Origin of the sequence: Rhodococcus sp. PAMC28707 (genome assembly GCF_004795915.1) — a bacterium.
Taxonomy (GTDB): Bacteria; Actinomycetota; Actinomycetes; order Mycobacteriales; family Mycobacteriaceae; genus Rhodococcoides.
Map to the genome: position 1 here is coordinate 4,408,325 of NZ_CP039253.1, position 26,273 is coordinate 4,434,597.

The following is a 26,273-nucleotide window of genomic DNA, read 5'->3' on the forward strand; positions in this document are numbered from 1 at the left end:
CGTAGGTGGCAGTGATACTGTTCGCCGAACTAACGTCAAAGCATCGCCGGAGGGCGGACGCGTGAAGATCAAGAACGCAATCGTGACATGCACAGCGGTGATGTTGTGTGTGCTGACGCCGTCCGCGGTAGGTGTGAGCGTCGTGTCCGCCGAGGACCTACCCGTGACGTCGGCGACATCCGGCGATGGTTCGCGCATCGTGTCGTCCACCCGCATCGATGATCGCCGGTCGACGCTGGAGGTCTACTCGGCGGCCATGGACAAGAACATTCCAGTCCAGGTGATGACCCCCGCCGACGGCTCTGTTCCACGGCCGGTTCTCTACCTGTTGAACGGCGCGGGAGGCGGCGAGGACTCCGCAACGTGGCAGTCCCAGACGGATTCGACCGAATTCTTTGCCGACAAGAACGCTTTCGTGGTTACGCCGCAGTCCGGAAAATGGTCCTACTACACCGACTGGATTAGCGATGATCCAGTCCTCGGTCGAAACAAATGGCAGACCTTCATCGGCGAGGAACTCCCACCGTTGATCGATGCACAGTTCGATACCAACGGAATTCAGTCGATAGCGGCCCTCTCCATGTCCGGCACCTCGGTTCTGAATTTGGCCATCGCCTATCCAGGTCTCTACAAGGGCGTGGCCGCCTACAGTGGATGCGCGCAGACCTCGGATCCGCTCGGGCAGCAGTTCGTGAAGTTGGTTGTCGAGTTGTACGGCGGCGGAAACGTCGAGAACATGTGGGGACCGCTCGACGGACCGGTGTGGCGTGAAAACGACCCACTCCTCAACGCTGAAAAGCTGCGTGGCACCGAGATCTACATGAGCACCGGCACCGGGCTACCCGGCATTCCCAACGACACACCGCTGAATCCTCGATTCGCGGAAGGCAAGGCCACACTGTTCCCGGACCAGCTACTGGTCGGCGGCGGTATCGAGGCCGTCGTGAATTTCTGCACCTCGAACATGGCCAAAGAGCTGTATCGACTCGGAATCCCTGCCGAGGTGAATTTCCGTCCCGTCGGAACTCACTCGTGGGGTTACTGGCAGGACGATCTCCACGCGTCGTGGCCGATGCTGGCGCATTCGCTCGGTATCTGAGCTCGGCATCCGAAAAGGCGTCACTTCTGTCGCTCGGTGCTGCCCTCCGCCATCGAGCCGGCCGACGGAAATCTATTCGCGGTGCAGCTTCTCCGCGCTCTAGGGTCAGACCTTGGTGAGCGTTCCCGGGCACGAAGCGGTAGTCGAGCGCAGGACGTGAAGCAGGAGCCGAATCCTGGGGAACTATCCTGGAGGTTCGCAACCGAAATCTCTCGACCCTCGAAGGGAAACACTATGTCTGCCCGCATCGAGCTCGCTCGCGTGGATCTACGCGGTCGAACTCCATCCACTGCCGAACTACGCGGCGCACTCCCACGAGGTGGAGTGGATGTCGATGCTGTTCTCCATCAGGTGCGCCCAGTCGTCGAAGCAGTTCGCGATCGCGGTGCCGACGCCGCACTCGACTACTCCGAGCAGTTCGACGGCGTCCGCCCGGACCGGGTCCGCGTCCCTGCTCAGGCGCTCGTCGACGCTCTTGCCGAGTTGGACCCCGCAGTGCGCGAGGCACTCGAAGTCGCCATCGCACGGACACGATTGGTGCATGCCGAACAACGGCGCACCGACACCACCACCACTGTGGTCCCCGGTGGAACGGTCACCGAGCGATGGATCCCGGTCGACCGCGTCGGACTCTATGTTCCCGGCGGCAACGCCGTCTACCCCTCCTCGGTCGTCATGAACGTCGTTCCCGCTCAGACCGCGGGCGTCGGTTCCTTGGTCGTGGCATCCCCACCGCAGGCTGCGTTCGGTGGATTGCCACACCCGACCATTCTGGCCGCCGCGCAACTGCTCGGGGTCGAGGAAGTATGGGCTGTCGGCGGCGGGCAAGGTATTGCGTTGCTCACCTATGGCGGCACGGACACCGACGGAACGGAACTTGCACCGGTGGACTTGATCACCGGGCCCGGCAATATCTACGTCACTGCAGCCAAGCGGCTGTGTCGTGGGATCGTCGGAATCGATGCCGAGGCCGGCCCTACCGAAATCGCAATTCTGGCCGACGATTCTGCTGACCCGAAACATGTCGCCGCCGACATGATCAGTCAAGCCGAGCACGACGTCATGGCGGCGAGTGTTCTCGTCACCACGAGTCCGGAGCTCGCCGACGCGGTCGACGCGGCTCTGGAGGCACAGCTCGCGTTCACCAAGCACGCCGAGCGTGTCGCGACAGCACTATCCGGCCAGCAGTCCGGAACGATCCTCGTCGACGACATCGACCAGGGCCTTGCCGTCGTGAATGCGTATGCGGCCGAGCACCTGGAGATTCAAACGAACGATGCAGCTGCTGTCGCTGCGAAGGTACGCAGTGCGGGCGCAGTATTCGTCGGTGCCTGGTCTCCGGTCAGTCTCGGTGACTACTGCGCGGGCTCGAATCACGTTCTTCCGACGGCGGGTTGTGCCCGTCACTCGTCCGGACTGAGTGTTCAGACGTTCCTGCGTGGAGTCCACGTCGTCGACTACTCGGAAGCGGCGTTGAAGGATGTCGCGGGTCACGTGATCGCGCTTGCCAATGCCGAGGATCTTCCAGCGCACGGCGAGGCAGTCCGGCTTCGTTTCGAAGGGTTGTCCTCGTGAGCGCTGTCGCCGGACGGTCGATCACCGTCGACGATCTGCCGCTACGGGAAAGTTTGCGCGGGCAGTCGGCGTACGGCGCACCGCAGCTGAAGGTACCGGTGCAGCTCAATACCAACGAGAATCCGTATCCGCCCACCCAGGCCCTGGTGGACGATGTAGCCGAGTCGGTCCGTGTTGCAGCTGCTCAGCTGCACCGGTACCCGGATCGCGACGCCGTCGCCCTTCGTACGGCACTGGCCGAGTACCTGAGCTCGCAAACCGGAATTGCGGTGGACACGGCCAATGTCTGGGCTGCGAACGGGTCCAACGAGATCCTTCAACAGCTTCTGCAGGCATTCGGCGGGCCGGGGCGAACATCGCTCGGCTTCGTGCCGTCGTATTCGATGCACCCGATCCTCGCGTCCGGAACTCAGACCGAGTGGGTCGAGGCGAATCGGCGAGACGACTTCTCGCTCGATATCGACTACGCCGTCAGTGTGATCGGCGATCGCAACCCCGACGTCGTCTTCGTGACGAGCCCCAACAATCCGACCGGGCACAGCATCGGTGAAGCGGATCTACGACGGATACTCGATGCTGCGAACGGCATCGTCATCGTCGACGAGGCGTATGCGGAGTTCTCGGCCTTGCCGAGCGCACTGGGTCTGATCGGGGACTACCCGAGCAAGCTCGTGGTGAGTCGGACGATGAGCAAGGCCTTCGCTTTCGCCGGTGGCAGACTCGGCTATCTCGCTGCAGCGCCGGCCGTGGTGGAGGCAATGTTGTTGGTGCGCTTGCCTTATCACCTTTCTGTCATCACCCAGGCCGCGGCGTTGGCTGCTCTTCGGCATGCGAAGGAAACTCTCGGAAGTGTTGCCCGTCTGTCGGCCGAACGCGATCGGGTCATGGCTGCGCTCACCGATATGGGATACGACGTCATTCCCAGTGACGCCAATTTCGTTCTGTTCGGCCGGTTTGCCGACTCAGCGGCGACGTGGCAGCGCTATCTCGACGACGGGGTGCTGATCAGGGACGTCGGCATCGCCGGTTATCTGCGCACCACGATCGGCCTCGACGCCGAAAACGATCGATTCCTCGAGGTGAGTGCGAGACTTGCACGCACCGAACTGCAGACCGAACAAGAAGTGGAGTCCACAAGATGACCACGGAGCCCAGGATCGCGCGTATCGAACGCGCGACGAAAGAGTCCGATATTTCGGTCGAGTTGAACCTCGACGGCACCGGTGTCGTCGACATCTCCACTGGGGTGCCGTTCTTCGACCACATGCTCACTGCCCTCGGCACACACGCCCGGTTCGACCTCACGGTGCACGCCAAAGGTGACATCGAGATCGAAGCCCATCACACCGTCGAGGACACCGCGATCGTGCTCGGCCAGGCACTCGGTCGGGCGTTGGGTGACAAAGCGGGGATCACCAGATTCGGTGATGCGTTCATTCCGATGGATGAGACCCTCGCACATGCGTCCGTGGATGTTTCCGGCCGGCCGTATTGCGTGCACACCGGTGAGCCCGACTACATGGTCCATTCGATCATCGGCGGCTATCCCGGAGTTCCCTACGCGACGGTGATCAATCGTCACGTCTTCGAGTCGCTGGCGATGAACGCGCGCATCGCGCTGCACGTGCGTGTGTTGTACGGACGCGATCAGCATCACATCACCGAGGCCGAGTTCAAGGCCGTGGCTCGAGCGTTGCGTGAAGCAGTCGAGTACGACCCGAGGATGACCGGAATTCCATCCACCAAGGGCACTTTGTGATTTCGGTTTGAGTTCTTTGTTCGCAATCCGCGGGCTTCCCGCAGCAATGGTCATGGGCGCAGCCGCGTTCGGCGGATTCGGTCTTCTTCTGCCCGTGGTTCCACTGGCGATTTCGGAAAACGGCGGTTCGGACGCGTTGGCAGGCGCAAGCACTGCAATCTTCATGGCCACCACCGTCACTACGCAACTGCTGGTTCCTCGCCTTCTGCGACGGTTCGGCCACCGACTCGTCCTCGCTGCCGGCTGCGCACTGTTGGGTTTGCCTGCGATCGTGTTCGTCGTGTCGGTCGCCGCGGGACCCGCGTTGGCTATTTCTGCCGTGCGCGGTGTCGGCTTCGGAATGCTCACGGTTGCGGGTGCGGCCTTGGTCGCCGAGCTGGCACCAGCGGCGCAGTTGGGTCGAGCAACGGGAGCCCAGGGAATCGCTATCGCGTTCTCGCAGATGATCACTCTCCCCGTGGGTCTTGCTGTCTTCTCCGTCGCCCCGACCCTCGTGTACGTCCTCGGGGCACTGGTACCGATGCTGGGGCTGATCGGGATTGCATTTCTGCCTCGAATTCGTCCGGTGCCTCGGTCGAGAGGGTCCCATGCCGAGGTTCGAACCGGCTCAGTGCAGTTCGTCATCCCGTGCCTCGCCATCGCAGCGGCGTCGGCGTCGTTCGGGGGACTGACGACTTTGTTGCCGATCGCAGAATCCGAGCGCGCTTCGTTGATCGGCATCGCGCTCTCGGTTGTCAGCGGGGCGATGCTCGTCGGCCGTTACGGGGCGGGCTGGATCGCCGATCGGATCGGAATCGGTCGGTCGCTTGCACCCGCATTGGTGGGAGTTGCGGTGGGCGTGGCGGTCTTCGCCTTCGCGGTGTCGGGCAGTACTCCTGGTGCGGTGTTTCTCATCGCTGCCGTCATCTTCGGTGTCGGATACGGAGCCACCCAGAACGACAGCTTGGTGATGGTGTTCAACGCCGCAGGACCGGAGCGATACAGCCAAGCCAGCGCCGCCTGGAACATCGGTTTCGACGCCGGCACCGGCGCCGGTGCAATGGCTCTGGGGCTCATCGTCGGAACGGCCGGATACACCGCCGGGTTCGGGATGGCCGCAACCGTGGCGGCGATCATGGCGGTAGCGGTGGCGATATCGGCTCGACGAGCGACCGATAGACTCGCGGCATGAAATCTGTGGTGTTGCTCGACTACGGCTCGGGCAATCTGCACTCCGCGAAGCGGGCACTGGATCGAGTCGGTGCCGACGTCACCGTCACTGCCGACCCGAAGGCTGCGCTTGCTTGCGATGGTCTCGTGGTTCCTGGGGTCGGCGCGTTTGCGGCGTGCATGGAAGGTCTGCTGTCGGTCAAGGGTGATCGGATCATCGGTCAACGGTTGGCCGGTGGGCGCCCGGTACTCGGCATCTGCGTCGGGATGCAGATCATGTTCGAACGGGGTGTCGAATTCGGGATCGAGGCGGCAGGCTGCGGTGAGTGGCCTGGCACCGTCGACCGGCTTGCGGCACCGGTTTTACCTCACATGGGATGGAATACCGTCCGCGCTCCCGAGAAGAGCGTCCTATTCGATGGTATCGATGCCGAGACTCGCTTCTACTTCGTTCACTCGTACGCGGCGCAGCGTTGGGAACTCGAGCCGTCGGAGGTCTTGGCGGACCCGATGCTGACTTGGGCCGACCATGGTGGTGATTTCCTCGCCGCGGTCGAGAACGGTCCATTGTCGGCCACCCAGTTCCATCCGGAGAAGTCCGGGGACGCAGGGGCCGCACTGTTGAAGAACTGGGTCGACTCGCTATGAAAAAGCGCGATCGCGAGTTCTCGTTCGGACGTCTCGCGATCGCGTCTCTCGGCAGCGCAGCATTCATGTTGATGATCACTACGGTGGTCGTTGCGCTGATTCGCCCGGGCCCGGGGTGGGGTCTGCTCATCGTGGCGATCGGTATCACGGCAGCCATCACGGCTATGGGCGTCGTCTCGACACGGATGACGCGGCGCGGGCTCGGCCCCGACGAATGAGGTTCCCCGGCACTACCGGGGCTGGTCCGCCCCGACGTTCGGGTGAGGCAGACGGACCGGTAGTATAACCGCACGTGAGCCTGGTCCTATTGCCTGCTGTAGATGTCGCAGGCGGCGAAGCTGTCCGTCTCGTTCAGGGAGAGGCGGGGAGCGAAACCAAGTACGGATCCCCGCGGGATGCCGCACTTGCGTGGCAGAGGGACGGTGCCGAGTGGGTGCATCTCGTCGATCTCGATGCGGCCTTCGGTCGTGGTTCCAACCGCGAGTTGCTCGCGGACGTCGTCGGTGAGCTGGACGTCAAGGTGGAATTGTCCGGAGGCATCCGCGACGACGAGTCACTGAGAGCTGCGCTCGCCACTGGCTGTGCACGGGTGAACCTCGGCACTGCGGCGCTCGAGGATCCCGAGTGGTGTTCGCGTGCCATCGGCGAGTTCGGTGATCGTGTTGCGGTCGGACTCGATGTGCTCATCGTCGACGGTGCGAACCGGTTGCGCGGCCGCGGTTGGGTCAGCGACGGCGGTGACCTGTGGGAGGTTCTCGAGCGTCTCGAGCGCGACGGATGTTCGCGGTACGTCGTTACCGACGTGACCAAAGACGGAACGCTCACCGGACCGAACCTCGAACTGTTGAGCCAGGTGTGCGCGAAGACCGACGCACCCGTAATTGCCTCCGGTGGCGTGTCGACCATCGATGATCTTCGCGCGATCGCGGACTTGGTGGATGTCGGTGTCGAGGGCTCGATCGTCGGAAAAGCTTTGTACGCAGGACGTTTCACATTGCCGGACGCCCTCGCGGCAGTATCCGGATAGCAGGATGAGCCTCCCTCTGGACCCGCAGCGACTGCTGAGCATCGCAAGCGGATTGCTCGACGGCACACAGGATCGGTTCGTCGCCGGTGTCGGTGCCCCCAGCGCCATCCAGAAGGGGCCCGATGATTTTGCCACGGCCGTCGATCTCGAGTTGGAACGACGGCTGAGCGCAGAGCTGTTCGAGCAGACCGGGATTCCGGTGCACGGTGAAGAGTTCGGTGGTCCAGACCTGAACGAAGGCCCGGTCTGGGTCCTCGATCCGATCGACGGCACTTTCAACTACTCGGCCGGATTGCCCTCTGCCGGAACATTGTTGGCACTTCTCGACGACGGTGTGCCGGTGCTCGGCCTGACGTGGTTGCCGCTGATTCAGCAGCGTTTCACCGCTACCGTAGGTGGGCCGATCCATCTCAACGGCGTTGCTGTACCGCGTCTCGAGGAGCGCTCGCTCAGGGACTCGATGATCGGCTTCGGCGCGTTCAACATCGCGAGCCGGGGACGGACGCCCGGGCTGTACCGGGTCCGGATTCTCGAAGAGCTCTCCCGGGTGTCCTCTCGCATCCGAATGCACGGATCCACCGGAATCGACTTGGCGTACACCGCCAGCGGGGTTCTCGGCGGATGCGTCGTATTCGGACATCAAGCATGGGACAACGCTGCAGGCGCGCTTCTCGTCAAGGCGGCCGGGGGCGTGGTCACCGACCTGGCCGGCGAACCGTGGACCATCGAGTCGAAGTCGGTCGTAGCGGCGTCGCCGGGTGCGCACGAAGAACTGTTGAACGTGATCAGTGCATTGGGAGATCCAGCTGACTTTCTCGAAGGGCGTGTTCGATGACCGTAGCCGTGCGTGTGATTCCGTGTCTGGACGTCGACGCCGGACGCGTCGTCAAAGGTGTGAACTTCGAGAATCTGCGCGATGCCGGTGATCCGGTGGCGCTCGCCGCCGCATACGACGCCCAGGGCGCCGACGAACTCACGTTCCTGGATGTGACGGCATCCACGTCGGATCGAGGCACGATGCTCGATGTCGTCAGTCGGACGGCCGAGCAGGTGTTCATCCCGCTCACCGTCGGTGGCGGTGTGCGGACCGTGGACGATGTGGATCGTTTGCTGCGTGCAGGGGCGGACAAGGTAAGTGTCAACACCGCAGCTATTGCTCGTCCCGAATTGCTACGTGAGTTGAGCGAGCGATTCGGTTCGCAGTGCATCGTGCTCTCTGTGGACGCACGAACCGTTCCCGACGGGCAACCGGATACTCCTTCGGGCTGGGAGGTGACCACACATGGCGGAAAGCGTGGGACCGGGATCGATGCGGTCGAATGGGCTACGCGCGGTGCGGAACTCGGAGTCGGTGAGATTCTGCTCAATTCGATGGATGCCGACGGCACGAAGGCGGGCTTCGACCTGCCGATGATCGCGGCTGTTCGCGCAGCTGTGCACGTCCCGGTCATCGCGAGCGGGGGAGCAGGCGCGGTGGAGCATTTTTCACCGGCGGTCACTGCAGGTGCAGACGCAGTACTCGCGGCCAGCGTATTTCACTTCGGTGATCTGACGATCGGTCAGGTCAAAGCCGCAATGCGCGGCGACGGCATCGTTGTTCGCTGAAAGGTATAACGGAGAAGATGACTCTCGACCCGGCAATCGCAGCCCGTCTCAAGCGAAACGAGGCGGGCCTGTTCAGCGCGGTCGCGCAGGAACGCAGTACGGGCAGTGTGCTCATGGTGGCATGGATGGACGACGAGGCTCTCGCACGCACCCTCGAGACTCGTAAGGGCACGTACTACTCCCGCTCACGTGAGCAGTACTGGGTCAAGGGGGAGACGTCGGGACATACGCAGTACGTGCACGAGGTGCGCCTCGATTGCGACGGCGATACCGTCCTGCTGGTGGTCGATCAGGAAGGCGCCGCCTGCCATACCGGAGACCACACGTGCTTCGACTCGGACGTGTTGCTCAGCTGACTGCTGCTGGACCGACGTCGTGCCGGGCGGGCGACTCAGGCTTTGCCTGTTCCTTCGGCAATGCCTTTGTCGAGTTGGCGGAGCATGATGTCGCTGAGTGCGGCTAGTCGAGCGACTTCGGAGTCGCCGAGTCCTTCGAACAGCAATGCTTGAACTGTGGCGACGTGAGCGGGTGCGGATTCGACGACCTTGTCCATCCCGCCGTCGGTGAGCACTGCGTACGAACCTCTGCTGCCGGGGATGCTCTCGCGGCGCACCCAGCCCACCTTCTCGAGTTTGGTGACCACGTGCGAGAGGCGGGAGAGGGAAGCGTTGGCGAACTTGGCCAAATCGCGTAGTTGGATACGCCGATCCGGATTTTCGGAGAGAACGGACAGTACGAAGTAGTCGAAGTGGGTGAGCCCCGAATCTCGTTGCAGCTGAGTATCGAGGGCGGCAGGGAGTCGTGTCAGGAGCGCTACCAGCGATCGCCACGCAGTTTGCTGATCGTCGGTGAGCCAACGAGGTTCGGCGCTTTCTGCCGTCACGTTCATCGACCTGTCCATCGCGGTGAGCCCTTCCTTCGAACACGATCACTCGTCGAGGTAAGTCTGTCACTCTTCGTGAGAATAGAACGTGTCCGCCACGGCTCTTCGGTATCGGCGGTCTACTTCTTCGCTCGGGCTCGTAGAAATTCGAGGGCATGGTCGGCGTGCGCTTCGAACCGAAATTCGCTCGAGAAGGACTCGAGGAGGGTGCGGTCGGTGTCGATGACGAAAGTGGACCGCTTCACTGGAGACAGCTTGCCGAGAAGTCCGCGCTTGACGCCGAATTGCGTTGCGATGGAACCGTCCTCGTCGGACAGAAGTGGGTAGTCGAAGGATTTCACATCAGCGAATTCGGCCTGTTTGGCGACGGTGTCGTTGCTGATTCCGGCTCGTGACGCACCGACTTCGGCAAATTCGGTTGCGAGATCACGGAAATGGCAAGCCTCCGCTGTGCATCCGGGAGTCAGTGCGCCCGGGTAGAAGAACAGCACCAGCGGACCGTCCTGCAACAGGGCATCGAGCGAACGGGGCGTGCCGCTCTGGTCGGGAAGTGTGAAGTCGAGGACTTTGTCACCTGGTTTCATGCACGGAGGCTACCGTGCGGCGAGAGTCGAGTGCAGCACCTGAGAAGATGGGGGTATGCATGGCGAGACCACGACACTGCCCGGTGCTGACGACGGCGTCGACAGGGGGGCGACGACCAGTCGAGCAGAATTCCGAGAACTTGCCGCCGAACATCGCGTCGTTCCGGTGGTTCGGAAGGTTCTCGCCGATTCCGAAACTCCGCTGTCCGCCTACCGCAAGCTAGGCGGAGATCGTCCGGGCACCTTCCTGTTGGAGTCGGCGGAGAACGGTCGTTCGTGGTCGCGTTGGTCGTTCATCGGGGCTGGCACGCCCGCAGCTTTGACCGTCGAAGACGGGGAAGCAGTGTGGCGGGGCAACGTCCCCGCCGGCGTCCCGTCGGGCGGTGACCCTCTTGAGGTCCTCGGTAGGACGCTCGAGCTGCTCCGTTCCGAACGGCTGCCGGATCTGCCGCCGCTTACCGGCGGAATGGTCGGGTACCTCGGGTACGACGCGGTCCGCCGGATCGAACGACTCCCCGAACATGCCCAGGACGATCTGCACGTACCCGAGATGGTCATGCTGCTGGCGACCGATATCGCCGCGGTCGATCATCACGAGGGTGCGATCACGCTCATCGCCAACGCGGTCAACTGGGATGGCACCGTCGACCGCGTGGACGAGGCTTACGACGACGCGATCGCCCGGCTCGATCGGATGTGTGCGGATCTGGCAGCGCCAGCCTCGTCGACGGTGTCGACCATGGCACGTCCGAAACCCGAGTATCGGCGGCAGCGTACCTCCGAGGGCTTCGGCAAAGATGTGCATCGGCTCGTCGAGGAGATCGAGGCCGGTGAAGCTTTTCAGGTGGTGTTGTCACAGCGCTTCGAAATGGATACCGACGCAGCTCCCATCGATGTCTATCGGATGTTGCGTGCCTCGAACCCGAGTCCTTACATGTACTTGATGCATGTACCCGGTGCCGACGGTGAGACGGCGTTCTCGATCGTGGGTTCGAGCCCTGAGGCGCTCGTGACCGTCGTCGACGGTCTGGCGACGACGCATCCGATCGCGGGGACCAGGTGGCGCGGCGACTCCGAGGAGGAGGACGTTCTTCTCGAGAAGGACCTGCTGGCGGACGAGAAGGAGAACGCCGAGCACCTGATGCTCGTCGATCTGGGACGCAACGACCTCGGCCGAGTCTGCACGCCGGGCACCGTTCGGGTCAGCGAGTATCGGCATATCGAGCGGTACAGCCACGTCATGCACCTCGTGTCGACAGTTGCCGGTCGACTCGCGGAGGGCAAGCAGGCACTGGACGCGGTCAAGGCATGCTTCCCGGCGGGCACGCTGTCGGGTGCTCCCAAAGTTCGGGCCATGGAATTGATCGACGAATTGGAGCCGACCAGACGCGGCGTCTATGGGGGAATAGTGGGGTATCTCGATTTCTCCGGTGACGCCGACACTGCCATCGCCATTCGTACCGCGCTCATCAAGGATGGGACGGCGTACGTGCAAGCGGGTGCTGGTGTCGTGGCAGATTCGGTCGCCGAGTACGAGGACACCGAGGCCAAGAACAAGGCGATGGCGGTACTCGGTGCTGTGGCGGCCGCGCAGTCGCTCCGCCCGGTGGGAGGGACAGACCGGTGAGTGAGGACGCGAAGGCGAGCTCGGATTCGTCGAGCGTGACATCGCCGAAGGACGGCCGGTCCCGCTCTGGAGCAGTGGCCGTCGTTCTCCTACTCATCGGTGCAGCCTGCCTGTGGGGAAGTTCGAGGATGACGTGGGTGCACGTAACTTCGTTCGATGGGCTGGGGGAGGAACGATCGACGGATCTGCTCGGTAGTGCGTGGGCTGCGGCATCCACACCTCTTGCACTAGCGCTTCTGGCGGCCGTCGCAGCGTCCTTCGCGGTCAAGGGGATTGCGTCGAGAGTTCTCGCAATTCTCGTTCTGCTCGTTGCCGTCGGCGCGGGCCTGCCTGCACTGGAATCTCTGCTCGGCGAAGTCTCCGATTCCAAGGCAGCCAGTATTGCCGAACTCCCGGCGCGTGCGGAGGTGACTTCGACGGTTGCGTTCGCCTTGCCCGCTGTCCTTGCTTTGATCGGCGCAGTGAGTGCCCTGTTTGCGGCCGTCGCGCTGTTTCGGAAACCGACCACGCGGAAGGTATTGTCCTCGAAGTACGACGCTCCAGCCAGTCGCCGCGAGGAAGTTGCACGTCGAGCCAAGTCCGCGGCAGACGGCACCGGGGCGAACGGGGAGGGAGAAGACTTGACCGAACGAATGCTGTGGGATGCCCTCGACGCGGGCGAGGACCCCACCGACGAGTCCGGCACCCGGAATTCGTGACATAGAAACGGCCCTCTAGGCTAGTGAAGACCTCGATGAGTTTCCTCACATCAGGTCACGGATGGAAAGGACTCGGGTCACCATGACTGTTCTCGATTCGATTCTGGACGGTGTTCGCGCCGATGTCGCGGCACGTGAATCGGTTGTCGATTTCGCTGCTGTGAAGGCTGCGGCTCTGAAAGCGCCTGCACCGCTCGATGCGACCGCGGCACTGCACGAGGACGGAATCGGCGTTATCGCCGAGGTCAAGCGCGCAAGCCCGTCGAAGGGCGCATTGGCCGACATAGGGGACCCGGCAGTGCTGGCTCAGGCATATGAGCTGGGTGGGGCAAGAATCATCAGCGTTCTCACCGAGGAACGCAGATTCAACGGTTCGCTGGCCGACCTCGACGCCGTGCGCAAAGCAGTGAGCATTCCGGTGCTGCGCAAGGACTTCATCGTGGGGCCCTATCAAATTCACGAGGCGCGTGCCCACGGAGCCGATGTCATTCTGCTGATCGTCGCAGCGTTGGAACAGCAGGCGCTCGCGTCTCTGCTCGATCGGACCGAGTCGCTCGGTATGACGGCTCTCGTCGAGGTACACACCGAAGCTGAAGCCGATCGTGCTCTCGAGGCGGGCGCCACCATCATCGGGATCAACGCCCGCAACCTCAAGACCCTCGAGATCGACCGAGACAGTTTCGGCCGAATCGCTCCCGGACTGCCCAGCGAAATCATTCGAGTCGCCGAGTCCGGCGTCCGCGGGACGGCAGATCTTCTCGCCTACGCAGGCGCAGGTGCCGACGCTGTGCTAGTGGGTGAGGGACTCGTCACCAGCGGTGATCCGCGTACTGCCGTATCCGATCTGGTGACCGCAGGAACTCATCCGTCCTGCCCTAAGCCTGCACGCTGAATCACGACCGACCGGCGCTTGTTTGCGCCGGTTCGTCGTGTAAGGCGGGTAAGTAAAACCCCGAATTTCGGTCGTAGCGGTCGCTGGGGCAGACTGGACGGGTGACCAGCCACCTTCAGAGCCCCCGTTTCAAGGGCGGAGATCTACCCGAGAGCAGCCTCGGGTTGACCGACCGCAGCAAACACGATCCCGATATCGGCGGGCACTTCGGTGTATACGGCGGGCGGTACGTTCCGGAGGCGCTCATGGGCGTCATCGAAGAAGTCACTGTCGAATACGACAAGGTGCGCAGTGACGAGAAATTCTTGGCAGAGCTGGATCGACTCCAGCGCGATTACACCGGGCGACCTTCCCCGGTGTTCGAGGCCACTCGGTTGTCCGAGCATGCTGGCGGCGCAAGAATTCTGCTCAAGCGAGAAGACCTGAACCACACTGGTTCTCACAAGATCAACAATGTCCTCGGACAGGTGCTACTTGCCAAGCGAATGGGCAAGACGCGGGTCATCGCGGAGACCGGGGCCGGGCAACACGGTGTCGCGACGGCCACGGCGTGTGCACTGCTGGGCCTGGAATGCGTCGTATACATGGGTGAGGTCGACACCGAACGTCAGGCTCTCAACGTTGCACGAATGCGGTTGCTCGGATCTTCCGTCGTGGCTGTCACCTCGGGGTCGCGGACGCTGAAGGATGCGATCAACGAGGCCTTGCGCGACTGGGTCGCGCATGCGGACGATACGTATTACTGCTTCGGAACAGTGGCTGGCCCGCACCCGTTTCCATCCATGGTCCGCGACTTTCAGCGGATCATCGGACTCGAAGCGCGCCAGCAGGTTCAAGCGTCGACCGGACGCCTTCCCGACGCCATTGCTGCCTGCGTCGGCGGCGGTTCGAACGCTATCGGCATTTTTCACGCGTTCCTCGACGACGCGTCTGTTCGTCTCGTCGGATTCGAAGCTGCAGGGGATGGCGTCGACACCGGCAGGCACGCTGCCACCATCAGCGGCGGCTCCCCGGGCACTTTGCACGGGACGTACTCATACCTTTTGCAGGACGAAGACGGCCAGACCACCGAATCGCACTCGATTTCAGCGGGATTGGACTACCCGGGCGTCGGCCCGGAGCATTCCTACCTGCACGACATCGGGCGTGCGGAGTATCGGGGTATCACCGATACCGAGGCCATGGATGCTTTTCGGCTGCTGTGCAGGACCGAGGGCATCATTCCGGCGATCGAATCTGCGCATGCGATCGCCGGCGCGCTGAAGCTGGGACGAGAACTCGGCAAGGACAAGATCGTGCTGGTCAATCTCTCCGGGCGCGGCGACAAGGACGTCGATACCGCGGCCGAATGGTTCGGTCTCGTGGATGCAGACGGTGAAGCGCACGTAGACGGCGAAAAGGGTGATCCCGCATGACCGAACGACCTTCCAGGCTCGGCGCCACGTTCAGAGCGTGCAAAGACGAGAATCGGGCCGCACTGATCGGCTACCTCCCGGCGGGATTCCCGACGGTCGAGAAGTCGATCGAGGTCTTCGAGACCATGGTGTCCTCAGGCTGTGACATCGTCGAGGTCGGTATTCCGTACTCCGACCCCGTCATGGACGGGCCCACTATCCAAGCAGCGGCAGATACCGCACTTCGTGCTGGTGCCCGGGTACGTGACGTGTTCACGGTCGTCGAGAGAGTCTCCGCGAGCGGCGGTAAGGCCATCGTGATGACCTATTGGAATCTCGTGATGCGCTACGGCATCGACGCTTTCGCCCGGGATCTCGCGAGTGCAGGCGGACTCGGCATCATCACTCCCGATTTGATCCCTGACGAAGCCGACCAGTGGATCGCTGCCTCGGATGCACACGATCTCGATCGCATCTTTCTCGTTGCACCGTCTTCGACCGAAGAGCGACTGGCCAGCACGCTGAAGGCCAGCCGCGGGTTCGTCTACGCGGCGTCGACCATGGGTGTCACCGGTGCTCGTGATGTTGTGAGCTCGTCCGCACCTGAACTTACTGCCCGGATCCGCAAGCATTCCGACATTCCGGTGGGTGTCGGTCTCGGTGTGCGCTCGGGTGCGCAGGCCGCCGAGATCGCACGTTACGCCGATGCAGTCATCGTCGGTTCGGCTCTGGTGTCCGCAGTGGACAAGGGTCTTGATGCCGTCGCGGCTCTGACCAGCGAACTCGCCGAGGGTGTCCGTTCGGCTAACGTAGCCCTGTGACTTCCGTCGTAGGATCCTCGACTGCCGTTCTTGCGTATATTCCCAGTCCGCCGCAAGGTGTTTGGTACATCGGGCCGATAGCGCTGCGTGCATACGCTCTCTTCATCATCGTCGGGATCGTCGTCGCCGTCGTCTGGGGTGATCGCCGGTGGGTGGCCAGAGGTGGAACCAAGGGCACCGTGCTCGACGTCGCAGTATGGGCAGTCCCGTTCGGCCTGCTCGGTGGCCGCATCTATCACGTCATCACGGATTGGAGCACCTACTTCGGGCCGGGTGGTGATCCGGTTCGCGCGCTCAAGGTGTGGGAAGGCGGGCTGGGAATCTGGGGTGCGGTTCTTCTCGGAGGGGTCGGCGCCTGGATCGCCTGTCGTCGTCGCGGAATCCCGTTGCCCGCGTTCGGCGATGCAGTCGGACCGCCGATCCTGCTCGCCCAGGCGATCGGTCGTATCGGTAACTACTTCAACCAGGAACTGTACGGGCGAGAGACCACGCGAGCATGGGGTCTCGAGATCTTCGAACGCGTCAACTCCGCCGGCCGCCTCGATCCTCTGACAGGGGTATCGAACGGTGTGATCGAAAAAGTCGTTCACCCGACGTTCTTGTACGAGCTTCTGTGGAGCCTCGCCATCGTTGTGCTGTTGGTGGTGGTCGACCGTAGATACGCCATCGGACACGGGCGCTTGTTCGCTCTGTACGTCGCCGGATACTGCGCCGGAAGGTTCTGGGTCGAACTGCTACGCGACGACTACGCCACGCATATCGCGGGAATTCGGGTCAATACCTTCACCTCGGCCATCGTGTTCGTACTGGCGGTCCTCTACTTCGTACTGGCTAAGAAAGGCCGCGAAGATCCGGCAAGCCTCGCGTCCAAGGACCACACGAGCGCCTCCGCAGATACTGAAGAGACCGAGACCGAGACGGAAGAGTCAGAGCTGGCATCGGACCAGAAGACGGATTCGGCGGTCGAACCCGAGAAGGACTCTGCCCCGACGCCGGGGCAGGAGAAGGATTCCCCCGGGAAGTGACGCCGGCGACCCGCAGCTTTCGGCGGGCGCCGAAGCTGAAGGACTTTACGGTATGGATGTGCCAGCTGTGCTGGCTGCCATCGATTTCGAGCAAGGAGTAGCCGGTGAGCGAGCCCGACAAGAAGCCCGAGAGTGGGTCCTCCGATGGGGGATCCAACAATGAGACAGAACGAATCGAGACAGAACGAATCGAGACGGAACGAATCGAGACGGAACGAATCGAGACGCCCCCCGATTTCGGCACCCCGTTCGACTACGACGCGACTGCAGAGGCGTCGTTGTCCGAGCAGCCTGCAACCTCGGAGACCGGACCGATGACCGGTGCAATCGGATCGGGCTCGGGATCGGGCCCTGGATGGGCCGTGCATTCTGGAATCGGCAATGGTCCGGGGTGGGGCGAGTCGCCGAGCTACCCACCTCCCACCGCCCCCGACCCCGCCTCCGACCCCACCTCCGACCCCACCTCCGACAAGGGGCCAGGTTCCGGCGTCAGCTTCGACAAGCCAGATGCGGCACTGTCGCACGGCGACACTTCGCCCGAACAGAACTTCGGCGCGTCTCCCTACGGTCAGCCGGGCCCGGTGTACGGGGCGCCGGATCCTGGCTACCCGCAGCCGAACCCCAACGATCAGTCCTACGACCAGTACCAGGGCGGCGGTTACGGTCCACCGCCTTCGGGACCGCCACCGGGAGGATTTCCGCCACCGCCCGGGTATCAGCAGCAGGGATATCCATTGCCCGGATACCAGCCGCAACCTGCATACGGGGGTTATCCAGGAGCACCGTATGGAGTCGATCCCATGGCGCCGTACGGGAGGCATCCCGTCACCGGTGAGCCGTTCTCGGACAGGTCCAAACTGACAGCGGGTTTGCTCGGAATCCTTCTGGGCGCTTTCGGCGCCGGACGCTTCTACCTCAATCAGCCGGGCATGGCGGTCGCTCAGATCGCAGTCACGTGGTTGACCTGCGGAATCGGCGGGATCTGGCCGCTGATCGACGGGATCATGATGCTGACCGGCAGCGTGCGAGATCAGCACGGTCGGCCACTGCGGGACTGACACTTCGCACGATGAACCGCATATCGCTACGGCCGGGAACGGGCAGTCGACGATTTCGGTATTCGTATGCGGACCAAAGTACGGCAACAACCGGCGGGGCGGGGTCCCACCGCTCGCTCGAGATCCTCCGTGAGCTCGCCGTGTTGGTTGTTGCCCTGCCGCTCACTCTCGTCGGTCTCGTGCTGGCGACGGTTTGTTTCGCGCTTGGCGCTGTTGCGGTTGCGACTCTTTTGTCGGCGCCACTTGTATTGGTGTTCGCGAGCATCGTGCGGGCGAGTGCGACCGCGCGGCGTACTGTCCTTGCCGCTGTAGTGGGGGTACCCGTTGCCCCGCCGAACCGCCCCGCGGCGTCGTCGCGGCGAAACCCGTACGTCCTGGCTGTTGCCAAGCTTCGCTCCGGTCGGATGTGGCGGGACTTGGGTTCACATCCGACCTCGCTGCTCGCGGCCGTTTTGTCGATCGGGGTGGTGATAGGGACTATCGCTCTGATCGTGCGTGCCGTGGTGTGGCCGGCGTACGCCATGGGGAACCCGTCGTTTTACGAATTGGCATGGGGTGGGCCAACACTCGCTGGAGCGATGGCTGTGCATTGCGTCCCGGGTGTGGTTCTGTTGGTCGTCGGGCCGTGGTTGTTGCGGCGGCTGACCCGACTGTGTCTGCTCGCCGCTGGTGTCGAATGGGATACCGGGCATCCGGCCTCGGTCGGCAGGAAACTGAGAAGTGCAATTGGGGCAAGCAGCACCGGTATCTGAACCGATACAGGTGCTCTGAGCACTGCCCGAGTCTTATTACTCACCGGTAGATTTTCGTTGGTCGCCTCTGCTGACAAGTAGAAGCGACACACCGACTAGGCTCGTCTTCGTGAGCCGACGTACGAAGATCGTTTGCACCCTTGGACCTGCGACCGCTACCAGTGAGCGAATCCGTGAACTCGTAGAGAGTGGAATGGATGTCGCCAGACTGAATTTCAGCCACGGTGATCACCCCGATCATCAGGCGAACTACGAGAGGGTTCGAGAGGCATCGAATCTCACCGGCAAGGCCGTGGGAATTCTTGCCGACCTCCAGGGCCCGAAAATTCGCCTCGGTCGATTCGCCGAGGGTAAAACCACCTGGGCCGCCGGTGAATTGGTGCGCATCACCGTCGACGAGGTAGAAGGCACCCATGATCGGGTGTCGACGACCTACAAGGAATTGGCCCAGGACGCCAAGGAAGGTGACCGGCTGCTGGTCGACGACGGCAAGGTCGGACTGGTCGTCACCGGTGTCGAAGGCAACGACGTTCTCTGTCGGGTCACCGAGGGAGGACCGGTCAGCAACAACAAGGGCGTATCCCTGCCGGGTATGGACGTATCGGTTCCGGCGCTGTCGGAAAAGGACATCGCGGACCTCGAATTCGCCCTGGACCTCGGTGTCGACTTCATCGCACTGTCCTTCGTCCGGTCGCCTGCCGATGTCGAACTCGTCCACTCCATCATGGACCGAGTCGGCCGCCGAGTGCCGGTCATCGCCAAGATCGAAAAGCCCGAAGCAGTCGACAATCTCGAAGCCATCGTTCTTGCATTCGACGCTGTGATGGTCGCCCGCGGCGACCTCGGCGTCGAGTTGCCGCTCGAACAGGTACCGCTGGTGCAGAAGCGTGCCATTCAAATTGCTCGCGCCAACGCCAAGCCCGTCATCGTCGCGACTCAGATGCTCGAGTCGATGATCGAGAATTCGCGGCCTACGAGAGCCGAAGCGTCCGACGTGGCGAACGCGGTCCTCGATGGAACCGATGCAGTCATGCTCTCCGGTGAGACCTCCGTCGGCAAATACGTCATGGAGACCGTGCGCACGATGGCTCGGATCGTCGAAACAGTCGAGACCGAGGGTGAGGGTGTTCCGCCCTTGACCCACACGCCGCGTACCAAGCGTGGCGTCATCTCCTATGCCGCCCGAGACATCGGTGAGCGCCTCGATGCCAAGGCGCTTGTGGCATTCACTCAGTCGGGCGACACCGTGCGACGCCTGGCCCGTCTGCATACCTCGCTCCCGCTGCTCGCGTTCACCTCGATTCCGGAGGTCCGTAGTCAGCTTTCCTTGAGCTGGGGGACCGAGACGTTCCTGGTTCCAGAGGTCGAAACAACCGATGCGATGGTGCTCGAAGTCGACAAGGCCTTGCTCGAACTCGGCCGCTACAACAAGGGCGATCAGGTCGTTATCGTCGCCGGTGCGCCGCCCGGCACAGTAGGCTCGACCAACTTGATCCATGTGCACCGAATTGGGGAAGAGGACCGCTAAGTGGCAGATGTGGGGGGATCCGGTGCCGCAGCGTTACCCGGGACCGAGGTGAAGACGGATCTGCAGACGCTTCTCGGGTTGCTCGACCTCGAGAAGATCGGTGACGGTGTGTACCGGGGGGTGCATCCGCGCCAGGTGGGCAGCCGTACTTTCGGCGGCCAACTTCTCGCGCAAGCTCTGATCGCGGCCGGTAGGACGGTCGAGGGCACCACCCGCGATGTGCACGCTGTCAACGCACACTTCATCCGTGGCGGAGACGTAAAGAAGCCCATCGACTATCACGTGTCCATCCAGCGCGACGGACGCGCATTCGCCAACCGGCAGGTCACCGCGATTCAGGACGGCAACGAGTTGTTCGTGATGTTGGCCGCGTTCCAGGACTTCGGTAAAGGGCTCGAGCACAGCGTCGAACTACCCGACGTGCCGTACCCGGATACGTTGCCTCCGCTCGGCGATCACTTCATCGGATACGAAGATCGCCTGCAGATGTTCGTCAACGCACTCAAGCCGATCGACATGCGTTACGCCAACGACCCGACCTGGATCATGCAGGGAACCGGTGAGAGGCTCACGCACAATCGTGTGTGGATGAAAGCTGACGGCGAACTTCCCGATGCGTCGATCTACCATGCGGCCACGATGGCGTATGCGTCGGACACGACAGTGCTCGACTCCATCATCACCACTCACGGGCTTTCATGGGGGTTCGATCGGATCGTTGCGGCGACCGTCAATCACTCGATCTGGTTCCACCGGCCGTTCCGATTCGACGAATGGGCGCTCTACGCCACCGAATCACCGGTAGCCGCTGGTTCGCGGGGCTTGGCCACCGGTCGGTTCTTCTCGATGGACGGGCTGTTGTTGGCCACCGTCGTCCAGGAGGGTCTTATTCGACACTTTCCCAAGAAAGAACGACTGGCTACGTAAGTTGTCAGGCAGTGCCTCGAGACGACCGACCGTCGCCGACGATGGAGCGCGTCAGGCGCCGTCCTCCACAGGGAGGACAAGGTCGCCGAGGGTGCCCAGGGGCTGACACGAACGGTGGGTGATCCGCCAACCCGCATCGGTGCGCAACCACCTGTCTTCGTATATCCCTACGAAGTCCCAGTGCTGCACCGGGCGCCCCGGCGCGGAAAAGTGCATGGCCCGGATGTAGCTCGTCGAGGTGGCCCGGTCTCCATCGACCCGGACGCGGTAGTTGCCGGTCAGGTGCTGGGTGGGCCCGCAGCGGCCGAGGTAGCGGATGGTGTTGGCGGTGATCGCAGGCAGTCCCTGCTGGCCGTAGCCCTCGGCGTCCTCGGTGAAGATCTCGCCGAGGCGGCGCCAGTCCTTGTGGTCGAGGATCCAGGCGATTTCGGTGAGCTGCTCGACGATCTCCTGGCGGTTTTCATTCATTGCATGCTCCTTGTGGCTGGGATCATTGTTCTCTCACCGAAGATATAACCGCAGAGACGACCTGTAATACCAACGACGGCCCAGCGCAACCGAGTTCAGCGGTCGACGACCGCCCAAGCAGCGCGCTTGGCGTCGAAACCCATGGACGCGTGCGCCGGACTCGTCGACGGGAGCAGGGCCGTCGTAACTTCGGTGGTGCGGGCCGTCGTCGGCGCGTACCGGCGATAGCTGGCTTCGGCCTTGGCGCCGTTGAAGAAGATGCGGTTGATCGACGGGTGAGTTTCGAGGAGTGCGGCGATGTCGTTTATCTCGATGGAGGATTCGACGATCGCGGAGTCGAGGCTTCCTGTTCGCGTGCACAGCTTCATAACATCCCAGACGGCGATGCCGTGGCGTCGTAGCGCGGCAACTCGATCTTCGTAGTCCAGGTTCGGTCCGGCCTCGAACAGTTCGCCCATGATCTGCCAGAACGTATTTCGTGGATGTGCGTAGTAGGCCTGGGCGGTCAGTGACGCGACTCCAGGCATCGATCCGAGTATCAGCGTGTGCGCATTGTCCGAAACTATCGGCGCAAAGCTGTGGATGGTGGTCATGATCGAAACAATCTCACGTTCCGAAAGCGCTGCATGGGTAGCAGTGAATGACGGACAATGGTCATCATGTTGGACCCACGAGTACTCGACAACCATGAGCTCGACGCAGAATTGGCTGCACTCCGGCGTGGGCGTGACGCCTCGATGGACGAAGGAGCAGGAGACGACACGTTGGCCGAGGCGGATCGGCTGATCGAGAGGTTCGAAGCGGAGATAAAGGCACGACACCAGGATTCCAGCCTGCAGGACTAGATGGAGGGCTGACATCTGACGGCGATCGTCAATGCGACGCAGGCTGCTCCGGCTGCGCCTGTGCGTGCGTGGTTCCACGCGGTCCAGCTGTCCAGGTAGTCCGACCAGACCTGAGCGCCGGCCGGGGAGTCTGCACTTGCTGCCGCCAACGTGTCATTGAGCGGGACGTTGACGACCATCGTGACCACGACGCAGAGAACATACAGAATTGCGCCGACCACTACGAGGCTCTGCGATCCGGTGCCGATCCAGATGGATCCGGCGGCCGCGACGATCGCGGCAACGGCACTGCCGATAAACAAGGTCAGGAAGCTCGGTGACACGATCGAGACGTTGATCTGCTGCATCGTCGCGATTGCCGCCGACGGTGGTTGATTCTTCAGTGCAGGCATGACGCAGATCGAGAATGCGAGCATGACTCCAGCAATGAGGCCGCAGCCGATAGCAGCAACCATGGTTGCCACGGCGGTCGTTCGTTCGATCACGAAGGGCTCCCCGCTACGGACAACGACGCAGCGAACGCTTCGATGCTCGTGGCCGTGGTGTTCGCGGATGTGCGAGGTACCGGCTCGGTTAGTTCACCGCTGTTGAACGCCCGGGTCATGTCTACGTAGTGGTGGGAGTACTCGAGCGAAAATCCGATGGTTGTCAGAACCGATGCCATGTCGGCGTACGGCAGTTGGACATACCGCGGATCGGTGATGCCGAGGTGCCTACCCAGAATGGTGGTGGCTTCGATGTAGCTCACGTCACGTTCACCCAGGAGTTCTCGGACGACATAACCGTCCCAATCGGGGTCGACGAGCGCATGTGCTGCGGCGGCCGCGATATCACTGGTCGAGATCATCGGGATAGGTAGATCCGACACGATCGAATCGACGTGGCTGCCTTGCTGGACAAGCTGGTCGACGGCTGCCAGCAGATTCTCGAAGAAGGACACCGGACGCAGGGCCGTCACGCGAACGCCGGTGAGGGCCCGAAGTCGAGCCTCCTGGCGATGCAGCGCGCCGATCACTCCCGGTGCGTCTAGTCGGTCGGCGCCCAGGCTGCTCAACGTGACGACTGTGGGTACTTTGCTCACGGATATGGCCGATGCAATCGACGCCCCGAATCGGTCCTGTTCGGCCGAATAGTTCTCGGTGAACGGATTGCTCGGGACCATCGCGAACAGCGCGGAGCCCTCGTGTAGCAGCTCAGCGAGCCGAGTGGTGTCCAAGAGATCGCATTCCTGCACTTCCGCTCCGCGCTCCGCGAGATCATCCAGCGTCCTCGCGCTTCTTCCCAGGACTCGAACAGGTAGGCCGTCATCGAGTAGGAAGTGTGCGATCTTGTTGCCGACGTGTCCGCGTGCACCCATCACCGTGATCATGAGGTTTCCTCCGTTGCTATTGGTTGAGGAATCCAGTTTGATCTGCCGGTCCAGGACTTTCTATGACTCGGAATCGCTGATTCATGCTTGATCGTCCAAGTTGGGTTACGGTCGGTGTATGCGAGGAGAAGATCCGTGGAGATCGTCGGACCCGTTGGGTGAGGCGCTGCATTTTCTCCGGATGACGGGCACGTTCTACTGCCGATCCGAGCTGTCCGAGCCTTGGGGCCTGGAGATGCCGTTGATGGAGGACTGCCTGTGGTTCCATGTCGTCACCAGTGGAAGATGCCTGCTCAGCGTCGAAGGTACTCAACCACGTTATTTGGTTCCCGGTGAGTTCGCTCTGATACCACACGGTCTCGGGCACATGCTGTCCAGCGATGTCGATGCAGTGAAGGATGCGCCCATGGTCCATGACCTACCGCACGACTACGTCAGCGATCGGTACGCGGTCATTCAACACGGGAGTGGGGGCGCGGCAACAACATTGGTCTGTGGTGCAGTACGTCTCGACCACCCGTCGGCGGCTCGATTGATCCGATCGCTTCCACCTCTGGTCGTCGTCGAATCCGCGCCGTCGCCACACCTGTCGTGGATGTATAGCACGCTCGGTTTGGTCGCTGATGAGGCGCGGCAATGTCGGCCCGGGGGAGAGGCAGTCATTACTCGGTTGTCGGACATCCTTGTCATACAGGCACTTCGGTCATGGATCGAACATGATTCAGCGGCGAAGGTCGGTTGGCTCGGTGCACTGCAGGATGTAAGCATCGGGCCCGCATTGGCTTTGATTCATCGAGAACCCGACCATCGATGGACGGTCGCGTCTTTGGCTACAAGGGTGTCGATGTCGAGGTCGGCATTCTCAGCGAGATTTACGTCGATGGTCGGCGAATCGCCTATGCATTATCTTGCGGAGTGGCGAATGCGGAGCGCTCATGATGCTCTTCGGTCCGATGATGTCTCCGTGGCGGAACTGGCCAAACGTAGCGGCTACCAATCCGAAGCAGCATTTTCGAGAGCATTCAAACGAATGCTCGGCGTCTCGCCGGGAAGCGTTCGACGCCGTGTCGACGTCTCGCTGGTGCCGTGACCGATTCGACGGATCAAAGTCACGAAATGCCTGTCCTGAGTCTGATCCCGGCGAACGCAGGCGCGCTCGACGAACCTGAGCTCGGTCAGTCGGTCACCGGGCGGTCGACATATCCGGTGGTGTGTTGTGTGTCCGCACTGCACTGGTAGTAGACCCACTTGCCGTCCGAGGTACCGGCGGGATCATCGAACCGGTGAGTGACACGCTCCGCACATAATGTGCCTGCGCCTCTGTCATGGCAACGAAGATTGCTAGGTATGTACATGGCCCCACCATAGGCCCTATCCGCAAGCCCGTTTACCAGGCGTTTTTAGGTATGGCTTATTCGTCTCGTCCCTGTGATCACGCATAAGTCGGGTTGCACGAAGGGGAGCAGCGCTACGTTTGGGCAGCTGTCTTCTTCGATCTCGAGGATTCGTTCGATCAGGCCGCGGTGCACCGAACACACCACTTGCGGATGCGCCGCCGCCGAATCACGAAACGGACAGGCTCGCAATTCGATCGTTCCCTGGCCATCGGTGTGTGGGTCGAAGCCGAGTTGGTCGAGGACCGACAGCAGCTCGACGCTGTTCGTTCCGGGCATCGTGTTCTGGGCCACGATATCGTCCGCCCACTGCCTTCCTGCGTCTTCCGCACTCGCGCGGCCACCGTCGTCGTGGGTCGTCAAAGCCCCGGCCAGTACGTCGATCAGTTGTACTCGAGAAGTCTCGCTCCGCACCACTGGCGTGGCAGTGTAGAAAGTTCGGGGCCGTCCGCGACGCTTCTCCGAGACCGGCTGGCGCCGAACCATTCCAGAGCCTTCGAGATGGTCGAGATGAAACCGAACAGTGGTGAGATGTAGGTCGATTCTGGTGGCTATGCTCAGCGCGTCGAGTGGATCGCGAGACTCGACGAGCATGTCGAGTATCTGCCGCCGCGTTTCGGATGCGAGCGCGGCGTGATGGGCGTTGTCGCTCCGATCAGCCATTGTTTGAAAGTATCACTATCCGCTAAATTCAGACATCACAGACCCGCTTGGACGCTGCGCGTACTCACGCATTCGTTCTCGCGACGTGAACTCGCGTGAAGCCGTCGATGAATCGAGCAGGCGATCCGGCGCGCCTGGGTCTTGGCTGCCTCGGCCTTCTGTCCGGCGAAGCTCTCGTCGACGTTGGCGACCCAGATTTCGAGCCACCGGTCGAAGTGTTCCTGCTCCAGTGGGAACTTGTCGTTCAGTGCGACGTGGAGTTGGAACGCGTTGCGCTTGTACTTGCCTGCGCGAAACAGCACCGTTTCCCAGAAGTCGCACATGATCGGCAGGTGATGGCTTAGATCCATGACCGCGATCTCGGTGAATATCGGACCGATCAACGGATCGGCGAATGCTCGTTCGTAGAACTCGCCGACCATGGTCTCGACGTCGTGCCGGTCTCTCAAGTCTCGCATCATGGTGTCGATCCTAGGTGATTAA

Annotated in this window: 32 protein-coding genes; 24 read left to right on the forward strand and 8 right to left on the reverse strand. The window is 62.3% G+C overall.

Annotated features, from left to right (window positions below; all coding sequences use genetic code 11):
* Positions 1-100 precede the first annotated feature (100 nt).
* The 11 genes from E5720_RS20065 (at position 101) to hisI (ending at position 9,218) form a co-directional block, all read left to right on the forward strand.
* Positions 101-1,099, forward strand: a complete 999-nt coding sequence (locus tag E5720_RS20065; RefSeq protein WP_136172846.1) for an alpha/beta hydrolase family protein — start codon at positions 101-103, stop codon at positions 1,097-1,099.
* Between the two features lie 234 nt (positions 1,100-1,333).
* Positions 1,334-2,674 (forward strand): histidinol dehydrogenase, encoded by a 1,341-nt coding sequence (hisD, locus tag E5720_RS20070; RefSeq protein WP_136172088.1) that lies wholly within the window; start codon positions 1,334-1,336, stop codon positions 2,672-2,674.
* Entirely contained in the window at positions 2,671-3,816 is a 1,146-nt protein-coding gene (locus E5720_RS20075) for a histidinol-phosphate transaminase (protein ID WP_136172089.1), read from the forward strand. Before hisD ends, E5720_RS20075 begins: the two co-directional genes overlap by 4 nt.
* Positions 3,813-4,433: an imidazoleglycerol-phosphate dehydratase HisB gene (hisB, locus tag E5720_RS20080; RefSeq protein WP_136172090.1), complete on the forward strand. Its 621-nt coding sequence runs from the start codon at positions 3,813-3,815 to the stop codon at positions 4,431-4,433. Before E5720_RS20075 ends, hisB begins: the two co-directional genes overlap by 4 nt.
* Positions 4,434-4,479: 46 nt before the next feature.
* A complete protein-coding gene (locus tag E5720_RS20085) occupies positions 4,480-5,604 on the forward strand; it encodes an MFS transporter (RefSeq protein WP_136172847.1) in 1,125 nt (374 codons plus the stop codon).
* Entirely contained in the window at positions 5,601-6,230 is a 630-nt protein-coding gene (gene hisH, locus E5720_RS20090; RefSeq protein WP_136172091.1) for an imidazole glycerol phosphate synthase subunit HisH, read from the forward strand. Before E5720_RS20085 ends, hisH begins: the two co-directional genes overlap by 4 nt.
* Entirely contained in the window at positions 6,227-6,448 is a 222-nt protein-coding gene (locus E5720_RS20095) for a hypothetical protein (protein WP_136172092.1), read from the forward strand. The genes hisH and E5720_RS20095 overlap by 4 nt, the downstream gene beginning before the upstream one ends.
* Before the next feature lie 74 nt (positions 6,449-6,522).
* A complete protein-coding gene (gene priA / locus E5720_RS20100) occupies positions 6,523-7,257 on the forward strand; it encodes a bifunctional 1-(5-phosphoribosyl)-5-((5-phosphoribosylamino)methylideneamino)imidazole-4-carboxamide isomerase/phosphoribosylanthranilate isomerase PriA (protein ID WP_136172093.1) in 735 nt (244 codons plus the stop codon).
* Positions 7,258-7,261: 4 nt separating this feature from the next.
* Entirely contained in the window at positions 7,262-8,092 is an 831-nt protein-coding gene (locus tag E5720_RS20105) for an inositol monophosphatase family protein (protein ID WP_136172094.1), read from the forward strand.
* On the forward strand, positions 8,089-8,862 hold the full coding sequence (gene hisF, locus E5720_RS20110; protein ID WP_136172095.1) for an imidazole glycerol phosphate synthase subunit HisF: 774 nt from the start codon (positions 8,089-8,091) through the stop codon (positions 8,860-8,862). Before E5720_RS20105 ends, hisF begins: the two co-directional genes overlap by 4 nt.
* Before the next feature lie 17 nt (positions 8,863-8,879).
* The gene (gene hisI / locus E5720_RS20115) at positions 8,880-9,218 is read left to right on the forward strand and encodes a phosphoribosyl-AMP cyclohydrolase (RefSeq protein ID WP_084346556.1); all 339 of its coding nucleotides are present in this window, start codon (positions 8,880-8,882) and stop codon (positions 9,216-9,218) included.
* Between the two features lie 35 nt (positions 9,219-9,253).
* Here hisI and E5720_RS20120 read toward each other — a convergent pair whose 3' ends face one another.
* A complete protein-coding gene (locus E5720_RS20120) occupies positions 9,254-9,751 on the reverse strand; it encodes a MarR family transcriptional regulator (protein ID WP_136172096.1) in 498 nt (165 codons plus the stop codon).
* Between the two features lie 113 nt (positions 9,752-9,864).
* Complete coding sequence (locus tag E5720_RS20125) at positions 9,865-10,329, reverse strand: peroxiredoxin (RefSeq protein ID WP_136172097.1); 465 nt, start codon at positions 10,327-10,329, stop codon at positions 9,865-9,867.
* Between the two features lie 55 nt (positions 10,330-10,384).
* On the opposite strand from E5720_RS20125, the gene E5720_RS20130 reads away from it, so the two are divergent.
* The 10 genes from E5720_RS20130 to E5720_RS20175 all read left to right on the forward strand — a co-directional run bounded on the left by E5720_RS20130 (position 10,385) and on the right by E5720_RS20175 (position 21,051).
* Positions 10,385-11,956 (forward strand): anthranilate synthase component I, encoded by a 1,572-nt coding sequence (locus E5720_RS20130; RefSeq protein WP_136172098.1) that lies wholly within the window; start codon positions 10,385-10,387, stop codon positions 11,954-11,956.
* Positions 11,957-12,030: 74 nt separating this feature from the next.
* Positions 12,031-12,654, forward strand: coding sequence for a TIGR02234 family membrane protein (locus E5720_RS20135; RefSeq protein ID WP_247596365.1), 624 nt, complete (start codon positions 12,031-12,033; stop codon positions 12,652-12,654).
* 82 nt (positions 12,655-12,736) lie between these two features.
* Positions 12,737-13,546, forward strand: coding sequence for an indole-3-glycerol phosphate synthase TrpC (trpC, locus tag E5720_RS20140; RefSeq protein WP_084346744.1), 810 nt, complete (start codon positions 12,737-12,739; stop codon positions 13,544-13,546).
* A gap of 101 nt (positions 13,547-13,647) precedes the next feature.
* A complete protein-coding gene (gene trpB, locus E5720_RS20145; RefSeq protein ID WP_136172099.1) occupies positions 13,648-14,961 on the forward strand; it encodes a tryptophan synthase subunit beta in 1,314 nt (437 codons plus the stop codon).
* Complete coding sequence (trpA, locus tag E5720_RS20150) at positions 14,958-15,761, forward strand: tryptophan synthase subunit alpha (protein WP_136172100.1); 804 nt, start codon at positions 14,958-14,960, stop codon at positions 15,759-15,761. The genes trpB and trpA overlap by 4 nt, the downstream gene beginning before the upstream one ends.
* A complete protein-coding gene (lgt, locus tag E5720_RS20155; protein WP_136172101.1) occupies positions 15,758-16,786 on the forward strand; it encodes a prolipoprotein diacylglyceryl transferase in 1,029 nt (342 codons plus the stop codon). The genes trpA and lgt overlap by 4 nt, the downstream gene beginning before the upstream one ends.
* Positions 16,787-16,959: 173 nt before the next feature.
* Entirely contained in the window at positions 16,960-17,844 is an 885-nt protein-coding gene (locus E5720_RS20160) for a TM2 domain-containing protein (protein WP_136172849.1), read from the forward strand.
* A gap of 11 nt (positions 17,845-17,855) precedes the next feature.
* Complete coding sequence (locus tag E5720_RS20165; RefSeq protein WP_136172102.1) at positions 17,856-18,596, forward strand: sensor domain-containing protein; 741 nt, start codon at positions 17,856-17,858, stop codon at positions 18,594-18,596.
* Between the two features lie 109 nt (positions 18,597-18,705).
* Positions 18,706-20,124: a pyruvate kinase gene (pyk, locus tag E5720_RS20170; RefSeq protein ID WP_136172103.1), complete on the forward strand. Its 1,419-nt coding sequence runs from the start codon at positions 18,706-18,708 to the stop codon at positions 20,122-20,124.
* On the forward strand, positions 20,125-21,051 hold the full coding sequence (locus E5720_RS20175; protein ID WP_136172104.1) for an acyl-CoA thioesterase II: 927 nt from the start codon (positions 20,125-20,127) through the stop codon (positions 21,049-21,051). It abuts the gene before it with no gap.
* A gap of 51 nt (positions 21,052-21,102) precedes the next feature.
* Here the strand turns inward: E5720_RS20175 and E5720_RS20180 are convergent, their stop codons facing one another.
* Together E5720_RS20180 and E5720_RS20185 are read right to left on the reverse strand one after the other, a co-directional pair.
* A complete protein-coding gene (locus E5720_RS20180; RefSeq protein WP_136172105.1) occupies positions 21,103-21,519 on the reverse strand; it encodes a nuclear transport factor 2 family protein in 417 nt (138 codons plus the stop codon).
* Positions 21,520-21,614: 95 nt separating this feature from the next.
* The gene (locus E5720_RS20185) at positions 21,615-22,112 is read right to left on the reverse strand and encodes a DNA-deoxyinosine glycosylase (protein ID WP_136172106.1); all 498 of its coding nucleotides are present in this window, start codon (positions 22,110-22,112) and stop codon (positions 21,615-21,617) included.
* A 66-nt stretch (positions 22,113-22,178) separates the two neighbouring features.
* Between E5720_RS20185 and E5720_RS20190 the strand changes: the two genes are divergently transcribed.
* Positions 22,179-22,364 (forward strand): hypothetical protein, encoded by a 186-nt coding sequence (locus E5720_RS20190; RefSeq protein WP_136172107.1) that lies wholly within the window; start codon positions 22,179-22,181, stop codon positions 22,362-22,364.
* Here E5720_RS20190 and E5720_RS20195 read toward each other — a convergent pair.
* On the reverse strand, positions 22,361-22,849 hold the full coding sequence (locus E5720_RS20195; protein ID WP_136172108.1) for an anthrone oxygenase family protein: 489 nt from the start codon (positions 22,847-22,849) through the stop codon (positions 22,361-22,363). The genes E5720_RS20190 and E5720_RS20195 overlap by 4 nt on opposite strands.
* Positions 22,846-23,733 (reverse strand): NAD(P)H-binding protein, encoded by an 888-nt coding sequence (locus tag E5720_RS20200; protein WP_136172109.1) that lies wholly within the window; start codon positions 23,731-23,733, stop codon positions 22,846-22,848. The genes E5720_RS20195 and E5720_RS20200 overlap by 4 nt, the downstream gene beginning before the upstream one ends.
* Positions 23,734-23,851: 118 nt before the next feature.
* On the opposite strand from E5720_RS20200, the gene E5720_RS20205 reads away from it, so the two are divergent.
* On the forward strand, positions 23,852-24,823 hold the full coding sequence (locus tag E5720_RS20205; protein WP_136172110.1) for an AraC family transcriptional regulator: 972 nt from the start codon (positions 23,852-23,854) through the stop codon (positions 24,821-24,823).
* 26 nt (positions 24,824-24,849) lie between these two features.
* The gene (locus tag E5720_RS22315; protein ID WP_269303864.1) at positions 24,850-24,972 is read left to right on the forward strand and encodes a hypothetical protein; all 123 of its coding nucleotides are present in this window, start codon (positions 24,850-24,852) and stop codon (positions 24,970-24,972) included.
* Between the two features lie 161 nt (positions 24,973-25,133).
* Here the strand turns inward: E5720_RS22315 and E5720_RS20215 are convergent, their stop codons facing one another.
* Positions 25,134-25,790, reverse strand: coding sequence for a helix-turn-helix domain-containing protein (locus E5720_RS20215; protein WP_136172112.1), 657 nt, complete (start codon positions 25,788-25,790; stop codon positions 25,134-25,136).
* Between the two features lie 35 nt (positions 25,791-25,825).
* The gene (locus E5720_RS20220; RefSeq protein ID WP_210729914.1) at positions 25,826-26,251 is read right to left on the reverse strand and encodes a group III truncated hemoglobin; all 426 of its coding nucleotides are present in this window, start codon (positions 26,249-26,251) and stop codon (positions 25,826-25,828) included.
* Positions 26,252-26,273: the final 22 nt, after the last annotated feature.

What these genes read in the sequence shown, in the direction of transcription:
- E5720_RS20200 (WP_136172109.1), bottom strand. Translation starts at nt 23,733, where the DNA reads ATGATCACGGTGATGGGTGCACGCGGACACGTCGGCAACAAGATCGCA.
- trpC (WP_084346744.1), top strand. Translation starts at nt 12,737, where the DNA reads ATGACTGTTCTCGATTCGATTCTGGACGGTGTTCGCGCCGATGTCGCG.
- hisH (WP_136172091.1), top strand. Translation starts at nt 5,601, where the DNA reads ATGAAATCTGTGGTGTTGCTCGACTACGGCTCGGGCAATCTGCACTCC.
- E5720_RS20120 (WP_136172096.1), bottom strand. Translation starts at nt 9,751, where the DNA reads ATGAACGTGACGGCAGAAAGCGCCGAACCTCGTTGGCTCACCGACGAT.
- E5720_RS20105 (WP_136172094.1), top strand. Translation starts at nt 7,262, where the DNA reads ATGAGCCTCCCTCTGGACCCGCAGCGACTGCTGAGCATCGCAAGCGGA.
- E5720_RS20185 (WP_136172106.1), bottom strand. Translation starts at nt 22,112, where the DNA reads ATGACCACCATCCACAGCTTTGCGCCGATAGTTTCGGACAATGCGCAC.
- E5720_RS20215 (WP_136172112.1), bottom strand. Translation starts at nt 25,790, where the DNA reads ATGGCTGATCGGAGCGACAACGCCCATCACGCCGCGCTCGCATCCGAA.
- E5720_RS20130 (WP_136172098.1), top strand. Translation starts at nt 10,385, where the DNA reads ATGCATGGCGAGACCACGACACTGCCCGGTGCTGACGACGGCGTCGAC.
- E5720_RS20125 (WP_136172097.1), bottom strand. Translation starts at nt 10,329, where the DNA reads ATGAAACCAGGTGACAAAGTCCTCGACTTCACACTTCCCGACCAGAGC.
- E5720_RS20095 (WP_136172092.1), top strand. Translation starts at nt 6,227, where the DNA reads ATGAAAAAGCGCGATCGCGAGTTCTCGTTCGGACGTCTCGCGATCGCG.
- hisD (WP_136172088.1), top strand. Translation starts at nt 1,334, where the DNA reads ATGTCTGCCCGCATCGAGCTCGCTCGCGTGGATCTACGCGGTCGAACT.
- trpA (WP_136172100.1), top strand. Translation starts at nt 14,958, where the DNA reads ATGACCGAACGACCTTCCAGGCTCGGCGCCACGTTCAGAGCGTGCAAA.
- hisF (WP_136172095.1), top strand. Translation starts at nt 8,089, where the DNA reads ATGACCGTAGCCGTGCGTGTGATTCCGTGTCTGGACGTCGACGCCGGA.
- E5720_RS20085 (WP_136172847.1), top strand. Translation starts at nt 4,480, where the DNA reads ATGGTCATGGGCGCAGCCGCGTTCGGCGGATTCGGTCTTCTTCTGCCC.
- E5720_RS20065 (WP_136172846.1), top strand. Translation starts at nt 101, where the DNA reads ATGTTGTGTGTGCTGACGCCGTCCGCGGTAGGTGTGAGCGTCGTGTCC.
- E5720_RS20190 (WP_136172107.1), top strand. Translation starts at nt 22,179, where the DNA reads ATGTTGGACCCACGAGTACTCGACAACCATGAGCTCGACGCAGAATTG.
- hisI (WP_084346556.1), top strand. Translation starts at nt 8,880, where the DNA reads ATGACTCTCGACCCGGCAATCGCAGCCCGTCTCAAGCGAAACGAGGCG.
- hisB (WP_136172090.1), top strand. Translation starts at nt 3,813, where the DNA reads ATGACCACGGAGCCCAGGATCGCGCGTATCGAACGCGCGACGAAAGAG.
- E5720_RS20180 (WP_136172105.1), bottom strand. Translation starts at nt 21,519, where the DNA reads ATGAATGAAAACCGCCAGGAGATCGTCGAGCAGCTCACCGAAATCGCC.
- E5720_RS22315 (WP_269303864.1), top strand. Translation starts at nt 24,850, where the DNA reads ATGCCTGTCCTGAGTCTGATCCCGGCGAACGCAGGCGCGCTCGACGAA.
- E5720_RS20165 (WP_136172102.1), top strand. Translation starts at nt 17,856, where the DNA reads ATGAACCGCATATCGCTACGGCCGGGAACGGGCAGTCGACGATTTCGG.
- E5720_RS20205 (WP_136172110.1), top strand. Translation starts at nt 23,852, where the DNA reads ATGCGAGGAGAAGATCCGTGGAGATCGTCGGACCCGTTGGGTGAGGCG.
- E5720_RS20220 (WP_210729914.1), bottom strand. Translation starts at nt 26,251, where the DNA reads ATGATGCGAGACTTGAGAGACCGGCACGACGTCGAGACCATGGTCGGC.